A 12,098-nucleotide genomic window follows, 5' to 3' on the forward strand; every position below is an offset into this window, starting at 1 on the left:
GAGCCCCCCGAACAACGAGAATTGGGATGCCAAAGCCGCCGCCGACGACAAGAGTGAGCCAGTGCTGATCAGACTGCTAAGGGCGTACCTCCGCCCCTACTCCCGACCGATCACCCTGCTGGTGCTGCTCCAGCTGGTGTCCACCCTCGGGCTTCTCTACCTGCCCACACTCAACGCCGACATCATCGACAGCGGCGTGATCAAGGGGGACACCGGCTACATCCTGCAGGTGGGCGCCGTAATGATCGGCGTCACCGTCCTCCAGACCCTCTGTTCGATCTGCGCCGTCTACTACGGCGCGCGCACCGCCATGGCCGTCGGCCGGGACATCCGCGCCGCCGTCTTCGACCGCGTCCAGGGCTTCTCCGCCCGCGAGGTCGGCCAGTTCGGCGCCCCGTCCCTGATCACCCGCACCACCAACGACGTCCAGCAGGTCCAGATGCTGGTCCTGATGTCGTTCACCATGATGGTCGCGGCGCCGATCATGTGCGTCGGCGGCATCATCATGGCCCTCAACCAGGACGTGCCGCTCTCCGGCCTGCTGCTGGCGGTCGTCCCCGCCCTCGCCGTCGTGGTCGCCGTGCTCGTCCGCCAGCTCCGCCCGCGCTTCCGCAGCATGCAGGACAAGATCGACACCGTGAACCGGGTGCTGCGCGAGCAGATCACCGGCATCCGGGTCATCCGCGCCTTCGTCAAGGACGACCACGAGCAGAACCGGTTCGCCGACGCCAACGAGGACCTCACCGGCGTCTCGCTGCAGGTCGGCAAACTGATGGCCTACCTGTTCCCGAGCGTGATGCTGGTCGTCAACATCTCCAGCGTCGCCGTCCTGTGGTTCGGCGCCCACCGGATCAACAGCGGCGACATGGAGATCGGCGCACTCACCGCGTTCCTCTCCTACCTGCTGCAGATCCTGATGAGCGTCATGATGGCCACCTTCATGTTCATGATGGTGCCGCGCGCCGAGGTCTGCGCCGAACGCATCCAGGAGGTGCTCGACACCGACTCCAGCGTCGTCCCGCCCGTCAACCCCGTCACCGAGGTGCTGCGCCGCGGCCACCTCGAACTGCGCGAGGTCGACTTCCGCTACCCCGGGGCCGAGGCCTCCGTACTGCGCGGCATCGACATCACCGCCCGCCCCGGCGAGACCACCGCCGTCATCGGCTCCACCGGCAGCGGCAAGTCCACCCTGCTCGGCCTCGTCCCCCGGCTCTTCGACGTCAGCTCCGGCCAGGTCCTGCTCGGCGGCGTCGACGTCCGGGAACTCGACCCCGGCGCCGTCTCGGACAGCGTCGGACTCGTCCCGCAGAAGCCCTACCTGTTCTCCGGCACCGTCGCCAGCAACCTCCGCTACGGCCGGCCCGACGCCACCGACGAAGAACTCTGGCAGGCGCTGGAGATCGCTCAGGCCAAGGAGTTCGTCGAGAAGTTCCCCGAGGGCCTGGACGCGCCCATCGCCCAGGGCGGCGGGAACGTCTCCGGCGGCCAGCGCCAGCGCCTCGCCATCGCCCGCACCCTGGTGCGCCGACCCGACATCTACCTCTTCGACGACTCCTTCTCCGCGCTCGACTACGCCACCGACGCCAAGCTGCGCAAGGCGCTCGCCCGCGAGACCACCGAGGCGACCGTCGTGATCGTCGCCCAGCGCGTCTCCACCATCCGCGACGCCGACCGGATCATCGTCCTCGACGAGGGCGCCGTGGTCGGCACCGGCACCCACGGCGAGCTCATGGCCGGCAACCCGACATACCGGGAGATCGTGCTCTCCCAGCTCACCGAGCAGGAGGCGGCGTGACCAGCCCCGACAGGCCCGCACCCGGGTCCGACAAAGCACCCGGCGGACGGCCGGACTTCGCCAAGGCGCCGGGAGGACGGCCGGACTTCGCCAAGGCACCCGGTGGACGGCCGGGCGGCCCCGGAGGCCCCGGAGGCCCCCCCGCGCCGGCCGGTGACTCCCAGTCCGCCGCCGCCCGCCGCGGCCCCGCCGGCCCCGGCCGCTTCATGGGCGGTCAGGGCGCCGAGAAGTCCATGGACTTCAAGACCTCCGGCAAGCGGCTGCTCAAACTGCTCCGCCCCGAACGCGCCCTGATCGCCGGCGTCCTCGGCCTCGGCGTCCTCAGCATCGGCGCCGCCATCGTCGGCCCCAAGATCCTCGGCCACGCCACCGACCTCATCTTCGCCGGCGTCGTCAGCACCCGCTTCCCGGCCGGCTCCTCGAAGCAGCAGATCGTCGACGCCATGCGCGCCCGCGGCGACGGCGACCTCGCCAACCTGATCTCCTCGGTCGACTTCACCCCCGGCCAGGGCATGGACTTCGACGCCATCGGCAGCATCCTGCTCGGGGTCCTCGCCATCTACGTCGCCTCCGCCGTCTTCGGCGTCATCCAGGGCCGCCTCGCCGCCCGCGCCATCCAGCGCGTCGGCTACCGGCTGCGCCAGGACACCGAGGCCAAGCTCGCCCGGCTGCCGCTCAGCTACTTCGACAAGCAGCCCCGCGGCGAGGTCCTCAGCCGGGTCACCAACGACATCGACAACATCAGCCAGACCATGCAGCAGACCACCGGCCAGGTGATCAACTCCCTGCTCACCGTCATCGGCGTACTCGCCATGATGTTCTGGATCTCCTGGCTGCTCGCCCTGATCGCGCTGATCGCCGTCCCGCTGTCCGTCGTCGTCGCCACCCGGGTCGGCAAGCGCGCCCAGCCCCAGTTCGTCCAGCAGTGGCGCTCCACCGGGCAGCTCAACGCGCACATCGAGGAGATGTACACCGGCCACACCCTGGTCAAGGTCTTCGGCCGCCAGCAGGAGTCCGCCGCCACCTTCCGCGAGCACAACGAGGCCCTCTACGCCTCCAGCTTCAAGGCCCAGTTCATCTCCGGCATCATCCAGCCCGCGATGATGCTCATCGGCAACCTCCAGTACGTGCTCATCGCCGTCGTCGGCGGCCTGCGGGTGGCCAGTGGCGCGCTGTCCATCGGCGACGTCCAGGCGTTCATCCAGTACTCCCGGCAGTTCAGCCAGCCCCTCACCCAGGTCGCCAGCATGGCCAACCTGGTGCAGTCCGGCGTCGCCTCCGCCGAACGCGTCTTCGAACTCCTCGACTCGACCGAGCAGACCCCCGAACCGGCCATGCCGGAACGCCCCGACACCCTGCGCGGCCGGGTCGTCTTCCAGGACGTCGCGTTCCGCTACGACCCCGGCAAGCCGCTCATCGACGACCTCTCGCTCAAGGTCGAACCCGGCCAGACCGTCGCCATCGTCGGCCCCACCGGCGCCGGCAAGACCACCATGGTCAACCTGCTGATGCGGTTCTACGAGGTCAGCGCCGGACGGATCACCCTCGACGGCGTCGACATCGCCGCCATGTCCCGCGAGGAACTGCGCTCCGGGATCGGCATGGTCCTCCAGGACACCTGGCTGTTCGGCGGCACCATCGCCGACAACATCGCCTACGGCGCCCAGGGAGCCACCCGCGACCAGGTGGTCGAGGCCGCCCGGGCGGCCCACGTCGACCGCTTCGTCCGCACCCTGCCGGACGGCTACGACACGGTCATCGACGACGACGGCGCCGGCGTCAGCGCCGGCGAGAAGCAGCTCATCACCATCGCCCGCGCCTTCCTCGCCCAGCCGTCGATCCTGGTCCTCGACGAGGCCACCAGCTCCGTCGACACCCGCACCGAGGTGCTCATCCAGCGGGCCATGGCCCGGCTGCGCACCGGCCGCACCAGCTTCGTCATCGCCCACCGGCTCTCCACCATCCGGGACGCCGACGTGATCCTGGTGATGGAGAACGGCTCCATCGTGGAGCAGGGCGGCCACGACGAGCTGATCGCCGCCGACGGGGCCTACGCCAGGCTCTACCAGGCGCAGTTCGCCGAGGCGGTCGCCGAGGTCGAGTAGCCCCCGGCGCGGTCGCGCGCACATCCCGGCGGGCCTCTCGCCGCGAACACCTCCGCGCGCCTCTCCGCGAACATCTCTGCGCACCTCTCCTCGAACATCTCCGCGCACCTCTCCTCGAACCCGGGGCGTCCGGCCCGACAGCCGGCCGGCCGCCCCGGGTTCCCGCACGTCCGGGGCCGTCCCGCGGGCCGTCCCGCCGGGCCGGGCCAGGGGGCGGAACGCTACCGTGGAGCCGTGAGTGACGACCCGTCGGCGACCACCGCCGCGCCCAGCCCCGGCAGCACCGACAGCACCGACAGCACCGGCGCGGCCACCACCGGCCGCACCGCCCCGGACGCCTTCGAGGCCAACCGGCGCTACCTCGGCTCCGTCGCCTACCGGATGCTCGGCTCCTTCACCGACGCCGAGGACGTGCTCCAGGAAGCCTGGCTGCGCTGGCGCGCCGCCGACCGCGACGACGTCGCCGACCCGCGCGCCTACCTCACCACCGTCGTCACCCGCCTCTGCTACGACCAGCTCGGCTCCGCCCGGGCCCGCCGCGAGTCCTACTTCGGCGAATGGCTGCCCGAGCCGTCCGTCTCCTACCAGAGCGGCCCCGCCTCCCCCGCCGAACTCGCCGAACTCGGCGAATCCGTCTCGCTGGCCCTGCTCGCCGTCCTCGAACAGCTCACCCCCGCCGAACGCGCCGCCTTCGTCCTGCACGACGTCTTCGCCGTCGGCTTCGACGAGATCGCCACCTCCCTCGACCGCAGCCCCGACGCCGCCCGCCAGCTCGCCTCCCGCGCCCGCCGCCGGATCAAGGACGGCGCCCGCCGGGCCACCGCCGACCCCGCCGAGCACCGGCAGGCCGTCGAGGCGTTCGCCGCCGCCACCGCCCGCGGCGACATCGAGGGCCTGCTCGCCGTCCTCGACCCCGAGGTGGCCTGGCACTCCGACGGCGGCGGCCTCGTCACCGCCGGCGCCCGCCCGGTGTTCGGCGCGGACAAGGTCTCCCGGCTCGTCGCCGGCATGGTCGCCAAGTGGGGCACACCCGACACCGTCATCGGGTTCGCCCTGGTCAACGGCGAACCCGGCCTGGTCTGGTACCAGCAGCCGGGCCTGGTCGGCGGCGTGGTCGGCTTCACCGTCGCCGACGGCCGGATCACCTCGGCCTACACCGTGGTCAACCCGGAGAAGCTCGCCCACCTCAACCCCGCCGCCACCCGTCCGGCGGTGTGACGCGGACCACGGTCACACTCCGACGGGCTCCGCCGTCCCCCTTCCGAACACGCGGAGAGCGCTCCCCGGCCACCCCGGGGGCGCCGCGACCGGACGCCGCCGACGGCGCCAAGAAGGAGCGGGACGACATGACCGAGAAGCAGATCGTCGTACTGGGTGCCGGCTACGCGGGCCTCGCCGCCGCCACCCGCGCCGGGAAGCGCGGCCAGGTCACCCTGATCGCCCCCGAGCAGCGGATCCTGCATCGCATCCGGCAGCACGAGACGGCCGCCGGGCACCCCGGGCACCGGCCCGCCGTCGCCGAGCTGCTGCGCGGGCGCGCCGTCCGCCACATCGCGGCCCGCGCCACCGGGATCGACCTCGCCGGCCGCAGGATCACCCTCGACAACGGCGAGGTGGTCGCCTACGACACCCTCGTCCACGCCCTCGGCAGCCGCACCGCCTGGCACGACGTCCCCGGCGCCGCCGAGCACGCCTACGCCGCCGAACACGCGGCCGGGATCGCCGAACGGCTGCGCGCCGCCGACCGCCCCGGCACCGTCGCCGTGGTCGGCGGCGGCGCCACCGGCATCGAGCTGGCCGCCGAACTCGCCGAGGCCCACCCCCGCTGGACGGTGCGGATCGTCGCCGCCGACCAGGTCGGCGGCTGGTTCTCGGCCAAGGGCCGCGGCCATGTCCACCGGGTACTGGGCGGTCTCGGCGTCGCGATCCACGAGCACACCGCCGTCACCGCCGTCGACGCCGAGGGCCTCACCACCACCGGCGGCCGGATCGACGCCGACCTGGTCGTCTGGGCCGCCTCGATGGAGCCGAACCCGCTCGCCGCCGAGGCCGGCCTCGCCGTCACCCCGGCCGGCCGGGCGATCGTCGACGGCCACCTGCGGTCGGTCTCGCACCCCGAGGTGTACGTGATCGGCGACGCCGCCGAGGTCACCGTCCCCGGCACCGGCACCCTGCGGATGGGCTGCGCCACCGCCCTGCCGCAGGGCCAGTACCTCGGCAAGGTGCTCGCCGGGCGCACCGACAAGCCGTTCGCCTTCCGCTACGTCGTGCAGTGCCTGAGCCTCGGCCGGCGCGACGGACTGGTCCAGCTGATCCACGGCGACGACTCGATGCGGCCCGCCGTGCTGACCGGCCGGACCGGGCGGCTGGTCAAGGCCGCGATCCTCAAGAGCGTCGTCATGTCGCTGCGCTGACGCACACGCGGGGGTCCGCCCGCACAGGTGAGGGCCCCGCCCGGCGACGCACGCGGGGCCCGGGACGCGGTGCGCGTCCCGGGCCCCTCGTGGCGGAGGCCGGCGGCCGGGTCTCCCCGGCCGCTCCTCCCCCGGCTACTTCTTCTCGCCCTTGGGGGTCTCGGCGTCGGTGGACAGCGCGGCGATGAAGGCCTCCTGCGGGACCTCCACCCGGCCGACCATCTTCATCCGCTTCTTGCCCTCCTTCTGCTTCTCCAGCAGCTTCCGCTTACGGGAGATGTCACCGCCGTAGCACTTGGCGAGGACGTCCTTGCGGATGGCGCGGACGGTCTCACGGGCGATCACCCGGGAGCCGATCGCCGCCTGGATCGGCACCTCGAACTGCTGGCGCGGGATCAGCTTCTGCAGCTTGCCGGCCATCATCACGCCGTAGCCGTAGGCCTTGTCCTTGTGCACGATCGCGGAGAACGCGTCCACCGCGTCGCCGTGCAGCAGGATGTCGACCTTGACCAGGTCGGCGGTCTGCTCGCCGATGGGCTCGTAGTCGAAGGAGCCGTAACCGCGGGTCTTGGACTTCAGCTGGTCGAAGAAGTCGAAGACGATCTCGGCGAGCGGCAGGGTGTAGCGCAGCTCGACCCGGTCCTCGGAGAGGTAGTCCATGCCCTGGAGGTTGCCGCGACGGGCCTGGCAGAGCTCCATGATGGCGCCGACGAATTCGTTCGGCGCCAGGATGGTGCCGCGCACGACCGGCTCGTAGACCTCGGCGAGCTTCCCGGTCGGGAACTCGCTGGGGTTGGTGACGGTGTGCTCGGTGCCGTCCTCCATCACGACGCGGTAGACCACGTTCGGGGCGGTGGAGATCAGGTCGAGGTTGAACTCGCGCTCCAGGCGCTCCCGGATGATCTCCAGGTGCAGCAGGCCGAGGAAGCCGCAGCGGTAGCCGAAGCCGAGGGCGACCGAGGTCTCCGGCTCGTAGACCAGCGCGGCGTCGTTCAGGCGCAGCTTGTCGAGGGCGTCGCGCAGCAGCGGGTAGTCCGAGCCGTCCAGCGGGTACAGGCCGGAGAACACCATCGGGCGCGGGTCCTTGTAGCCGCCGAGCGCCACGGTGGCACCCTTGTGCATCGACGTGATGGTGTCACCGACCTTGGACTGCCGGACGTCCTTCACACCGGTGATGATGTAGCCGACCTCGCCGACGCCCAGGCCGTCGGCGACCTTCGGCTCCGGCGAGATGACGCCGATCTCCAGCAGCTCGTGGGTGGCGCCGGTGGACATCATCGCGATGCGCTCGCGCTTGGTCAGCTGGCCGTCCACGACACGGACGTAGGTGACCACGCCGCGGTAGGAGTCGTACACCGAGTCGAAGATCATCGCGCGGGCCGGGGCGTCCTTGACGCCGACCGGGGCCGGGACGGTGTTGACGATGTGGTCCAGCAGGTCCTCGACGCCGAGACCGGTCTTGGCGCTGACCTGGAGCACGTCGGACGGGTCGCAGCCGATGATGTGGGCGATCTCCGCGGCGTACTTCTCCGGCTGCGCGGCCGGCAGGTCGATCTTGTTCAGCACCGGGACGATCGTGAGGTCGTTCTCCAGCGCCAGGTACAGGTTGGCGAGGGTCTGCGCCTCGATGCCCTGGGCCGCGTCGACGACCAGGACGGTGCCCTCGCACGCCGCGAGGGAACGCGACACCTCGTACGTGAAGTCCACGTGGCCCGGGGTGTCGATCATGTTGAGGATGTGCGTGTTCCCGGTGTGGGGACCGGTCCTCGGCGCCCACGGGAGACGGACGGCCTGCGACTTGATCGTGATGCCGCGCTCGCGCTCGATGTCCATGCGGTCGAGGTACTGGGCGCGCATCTGCCGCGGGTCGACCACACCGGTGATCTGCAGCATCCGGTCGGCGAGGGTCGACTTGCCGTGGTCGATGTGGGCGATGATGCAGAAGTTGCGGATCAGCGCCGGGTCGGTACGGCTGGGCTCTGGCACATTGCTGGGGGTCGCGGGCACCTTGGTCCGATTCTCCGTTGGTCCGGGGGCCGGGGGTGTCCGGATCATCGCTGACCGGCTTCCCGGGCGACCGGACGGTCGTCCGATCGAGATAGTTCCTCCCATCTTCCCACCTCCGGCGGGCGGACCGCGCGCCGCCCGTCCGCTTCGGGCCGCCCCGGGAGCCCGCGGGGGCCGCGCCGAGGGGTGCCCGGGGGTGCGCCGAGGGGTGCGCCGGGGCCGCACGGGCGGTCGGCGGGGCAGGATAGCGGGCCATGATCCTCGAAAGCGCCCTGCTCGACGTCCTGCCCGGCCAGGAGGAGGAATTCCTCGCCGCCTTCACCGAGGCCCGGCCCCTGATCGCCGGCCGGCCCGGCTTCCGCTCCCTGGCCCTGCGCCGCTGCCTGGACGAGGGGCGCGGCTCCCGGTTCCTGCTCCAGGTGGAGTGGGAGCACCTCACCGACCACACCGAGGGGTTCCGCCGCTCCCCCGAGTACCAGCAGTGGCGCGCGCTGCTGCACCACTTCTACCGGCCGTTCCCCGAGGTCGAGCACTACGGCGAGCCGCTCCTGCGGGCCTGACCGGCACCCGCGCCCGGCGCCCGCTCCACCGCGCGCCCACTCCGCGCCCGGCCGGTTTGGGCCGGGCCCGTCGGCCCTGGTAGCGTGGGCGGCTGCACCTGGCCCCGGCATGCCCTCTCAGCTGGTCCGAGCGCCGCTGGTGCAGCCCTCCCAGCCTCCGGCCGGGGGACCCCCAGAACCAATTTCACAGACTGAGGCACTTTCGTGGCGAACATCAAGTCCCAGATCAAGCGCAACAAGACCAACGAGAAGGCGCGCCTGCGCAACAAGGCCGTCAAGTCCTCGCTGAAGACCGCTCTGCGCAAGGCCCGTGAGGCCGCTGCCGCCGGCGAGACCGAGAAGGCCACCGAGCTGGCCCGCGCCGCCTCCAAGGCGCTGGACAAGGCCGTGAGCAAGGGCGTCATCCACGCCAACCAGGCCGCCAACAAGAAGTCGGCCATCACCAAGCGCGTCAACACCGCCGTCCAGGCCTGACGCCCCCGGGGCCGCACGACGGCCCCACCCCTCGGGACGCCCGGCCCTCTACCCGGAACCCCCGAGGCGCACAACAGACTTCGCACCGCACGCGGCCTGCGTTCGCCACGCGGGTGCGGTGCACAGAGAACGACCGGAAGTACCTGCCCGCAGGACTTCCCGCCACTGCCCGCCCGGTACACACCGGGCGGGCAGTCGGCGTTTCCGGGCCCGCGTGCGGTGGCCCGGCGGGACGGGAACCGGGGCGGGCCGGCCGCCGTCGCTTTCCTCGAACGGTCACCCGGTCCGGCCGATAGGGTCGGGGCTCCGGCACCCACGTCGCAGGCCCGAGGGGGGCACACATTGGGGACACCGCCGCCGCCGTCATCACCTTCACCGGCGCCTTCATCTTCACCTTCACCGCAGAACGGACCCGGCTTCGCCGGCTTCCCGCAGCCGCCGCCGGCGCCTAACAGCCCGCCCGGCTTCGGGCCGCCGCCCGGCCTCCCCAGCGCGCCCGGCGCACCCGGCGCACCGGGTGCGCCCGCGGTGCCCGGCTCGGCGGCGGTGGCCGGCGCCCCCGCCCCGGGCGGCCGCCGGAGCGGTGGACTGCGGCGCAACGCGACCTGGGCATTCGTCGGCGCGATCCTCGCCTCGGCGGTCTGGACCGGCACCGTGCTCGTGGTGCCCGGCCTCGTCGACGACGGGTCCGCGGCGAAGAGCCTGCGCGGCTACCACGCGGTCGACCGGATCTGCGACGCCGGAAAGCTCACGGCGTTCCGCGGCAAGTACAAGATGGTGGACAACTACCCGCTGGAACACGTCGGCCGCACCGACTCCATGGACGTCATGCGCTGCTACGCGCTGATGAAGCGCACCCCGGCCGACAGCGAGACCACCGACTACGCCACCCTCGACATCCGGGCCGAACTGCACCGGGCCGTCGACTCGGCCCCGGAGTTCGCCGCCCTGCGACAGTACTTCGAGCAGCAGAAGTACGAGATCACCGCCGTACCGGGCCTCGGCGAGGAGGCCTACCTCGCCTACGGTGACGAACCGACCAGCTCGGACAAGACCTTCCACGACATCAACTACCACCTGCAGGTCCGGGACGGCGGCATGACGTACTCGCTGTACTGGACGGACAACTACCAGGTCGGCGAGAACCACACCCTGGACCGGGAGACCGTGCGCAAGGCCATGCTCGACGACACCCGGGACATGCTCAAGGCGATCGGCGGCCCGTAGCCGGGGCGGGCTCAGTAAGAGGGCTGCCGGGAACCGGCCCTGGCGGCCCTCGCCACGGCGACCACGGCGCGCTCCAGGGCGAACGCCGGGTCGTCGGAGCCGCCCTTGACGGCGGCGTCCGCCTGCGCGATCGCCGTCAGGGCCACGGCCACGCCGTCGCCCGTCCAGCCGCGCATCTGCTGGCGGACCCGCTCCACCTTCCACGGCGGCATGCCCAGCTCGCGGGCCAGATCCCCCGGGCGCATGTTCCGCCCGGCCGTCGCCAGTCGCCCGATGCTCCGCACGCCGGACGCCAGCGCGTAGGTGATGCCGGTCGGCGGCTGGCCGACCGCCAGGGCCCAGCGCAGGCGCTCCAGCGCCTCGGCGGCGCGGCCGGTGACCGCCAGGTCCGCGACCTCGAAGCCGGTGGCCTCGGCCCGACCGCTGTAGTAGCGGGCCACCACGGTCTCGTCGATGGTGCCCTCGACGTCGGAGGTCAGCTGGCTGCACGCCGCCGCCAGCTCGCGCAGGTCGCTGCCGAGCGCGTCCAGCAGTGCCTGGCAGGCCTCCGGCGTCGCCGCGCGGCCGAGCGTGCGGAACTCGCCCTTCACGAAGGCCAGCCGGTCGCCCGCCTTGGCGAGCTTGGCGCAGGCCACCTCGCGACCGCCGGCCTTGCGGCCCGCGTCCAGCAGACCCTTTCCCTTGGCGCCGCCCGCGTGCACCAGGACCATGATCACTTCTTCGACCGGGGCCTCGATGTACGCCTTGACCTCCTTCACGGAGTCGGCGGAGAGGTCCTGCGCGGCCCTGACCACGATGACCTTGCGCTCGGCGAAGAGCGAGGGCGTGGTGAGCTCGGCCAGGCTGCCGGGCTGCAGGCCGCCGGGCGGGAGGTCCCGCACATCGGTGTCCGGGTCGGCGGCCTTCGCCGCGGCCACCACCTGGGCCACCGCGCGGTCCAGCAGCAGCTCCTCCTGGCCGACCGCGAGGGTCAGCGGGGCGAGCAGGTCGTCGGGTGCACTCTTCCTGGCCATCGCCTACCAGCATCCCACGGGGCACGGACAGCTCCGGCCGCACTGGAGAATGGGCGGGTGACCGAAGACCCCACCACCGACCCGCGGGACGACTTCGACCCGCACGCCCGGCAGCTGCTCGTCCTGCCCGACCGCGATGCCGCCGAGGAGGCCGCCGAGAAGCTCGGCGCGGACCACCCCGACCTCGGCGAGCCGGAGATCGTCCGGGACGCCCTCGCCGGGGAGGACGACGCCGAGGACGCCCAGTGGCTGGTGGTCGTGGAACCCCCCGAGCACGGCTGGACCACGGCCCACCTCCACGCCCTCGACACCGTCGCCGCCTCCCACGACGGCTGGCGCGAGCAGCACTGACCCGCCCCCTTCACCTGGGACCCGTGTGGGAAGTCGGCCGAACCGACTTCCCGCACGGGGAGCCTGGTGCTCCTGGTCCGTCGACCCACTCCGGTTCGTCCCTCCCCGTGGGGGGGGGGGGGGGGGGCGGCCCGGCCCCCCCCCCCCCCCCC

At 72.3% G+C, this 12,098-nt stretch carries 10 protein-coding genes; 8 read left to right on the forward strand and 2 right to left on the reverse strand.

Annotation, left to right across the window (positions count from 1 at the left end; translation table 11 throughout):
* Positions 1–61 precede the first annotated feature (61 nt).
* The 4 genes from SM793_RS29315 (at position 62) to SM793_RS29330 (ending at position 6,314) form a co-directional block, all read left to right on the forward strand.
* The gene (locus SM793_RS29315; protein WP_320441322.1) at positions 62–1,795 is read left to right on the forward strand and encodes an ABC transporter ATP-binding protein; all 1,734 of its coding nucleotides are present in this window, start codon (positions 62–64) and stop codon (positions 1,793–1,795) included.
* Between the two features lie 206 nt (positions 1,796–2,001).
* Positions 2,002–3,900, forward strand: coding sequence for an ABC transporter ATP-binding protein (locus SM793_RS29320; protein ID WP_320441332.1), 1,899 nt, complete (start codon positions 2,002–2,004; stop codon positions 3,898–3,900).
* A 234-nt stretch (positions 3,901–4,134) separates the two neighbouring features.
* Positions 4,135–5,118, forward strand: coding sequence for an RNA polymerase sigma factor SigJ (sigJ, locus tag SM793_RS29325; RefSeq protein ID WP_320441323.1), 984 nt, complete (start codon positions 4,135–4,137; stop codon positions 5,116–5,118).
* Between the two features lie 128 nt (positions 5,119–5,246).
* A complete protein-coding gene (locus SM793_RS29330; protein ID WP_320441324.1) occupies positions 5,247–6,314 on the forward strand; it encodes an NAD(P)/FAD-dependent oxidoreductase in 1,068 nt (355 codons plus the stop codon).
* A 135-nt stretch (positions 6,315–6,449) separates the two neighbouring features.
* On the opposite strand, the gene lepA is transcribed toward SM793_RS29330, so the two are convergent.
* Entirely contained in the window at positions 6,450–8,321 is a 1,872-nt protein-coding gene (lepA, locus tag SM793_RS29335) for a translation elongation factor 4 (protein WP_320441325.1), read from the reverse strand.
* A 254-nt stretch (positions 8,322–8,575) separates the two neighbouring features.
* On the opposite strand from lepA, the gene SM793_RS29340 reads away from it, so the two are divergent.
* The 3 genes from SM793_RS29340 (at position 8,576) to SM793_RS29350 (ending at position 10,582) form a co-directional block, all read left to right on the forward strand.
* Positions 8,576–8,881 carry an antibiotic biosynthesis monooxygenase gene (locus tag SM793_RS29340; RefSeq protein WP_320441326.1) on the forward strand — a complete coding sequence of 102 codons (306 nt, stop codon included), beginning with the start codon at positions 8,576–8,578 and terminating at the stop codon, positions 8,879–8,881.
* 204 nt (positions 8,882–9,085) lie between these two features.
* Positions 9,086–9,355: a 30S ribosomal protein S20 gene (rpsT, locus tag SM793_RS29345; protein ID WP_030309778.1), complete on the forward strand. Its 270-nt coding sequence runs from the start codon at positions 9,086–9,088 to the stop codon at positions 9,353–9,355.
* 528 nt (positions 9,356–9,883) lie between these two features.
* The gene (locus SM793_RS29350) at positions 9,884–10,582 is read left to right on the forward strand and encodes a hypothetical protein (protein ID WP_320441327.1); all 699 of its coding nucleotides are present in this window, start codon (positions 9,884–9,886) and stop codon (positions 10,580–10,582) included.
* Between the two features lie 11 nt (positions 10,583–10,593).
* Here SM793_RS29350 and holA read toward each other — a convergent pair whose 3' ends face one another.
* The gene (gene holA, locus SM793_RS29355) at positions 10,594–11,595 is read right to left on the reverse strand and encodes a DNA polymerase III subunit delta (protein ID WP_320441328.1); all 1,002 of its coding nucleotides are present in this window, start codon (positions 11,593–11,595) and stop codon (positions 10,594–10,596) included.
* A gap of 57 nt (positions 11,596–11,652) precedes the next feature.
* On the opposite strand from holA, the gene SM793_RS29360 reads away from it, so the two are divergent.
* Positions 11,653–11,946 carry a hypothetical protein gene (locus tag SM793_RS29360; RefSeq protein WP_320441329.1) on the forward strand — a complete coding sequence of 98 codons (294 nt, stop codon included), beginning with the start codon at positions 11,653–11,655 and terminating at the stop codon, positions 11,944–11,946.
* The last annotated feature ends 152 nt before the right edge of the window (positions 11,947–12,098 follow it).

Source organism: Kitasatospora purpeofusca (assembly GCF_034043715.1).
GTDB classification, from domain to species: Bacteria; Actinomycetota; Actinomycetes; order Streptomycetales; family Streptomycetaceae; genus Kitasatospora; species Kitasatospora purpeofusca_A.

Coding starts and splice junctions, on each gene's coding strand:
- SM793_RS29340 (WP_320441326.1), top strand. CDS start 8,576: ATGATCCTCGAAAGCGCCCTGCTCGACGTCCTGCCCGGCCAGGAGGAG.
- SM793_RS29330 (WP_320441324.1), top strand. CDS start 5,247: ATGACCGAGAAGCAGATCGTCGTACTGGGTGCCGGCTACGCGGGCCTC.
- SM793_RS29320 (WP_320441332.1), top strand. CDS start 2,002: ATGGGCGGTCAGGGCGCCGAGAAGTCCATGGACTTCAAGACCTCCGGC.
- holA (WP_320441328.1), bottom strand. CDS start 11,595: ATGGCCAGGAAGAGTGCACCCGACGACCTGCTCGCCCCGCTGACCCTC.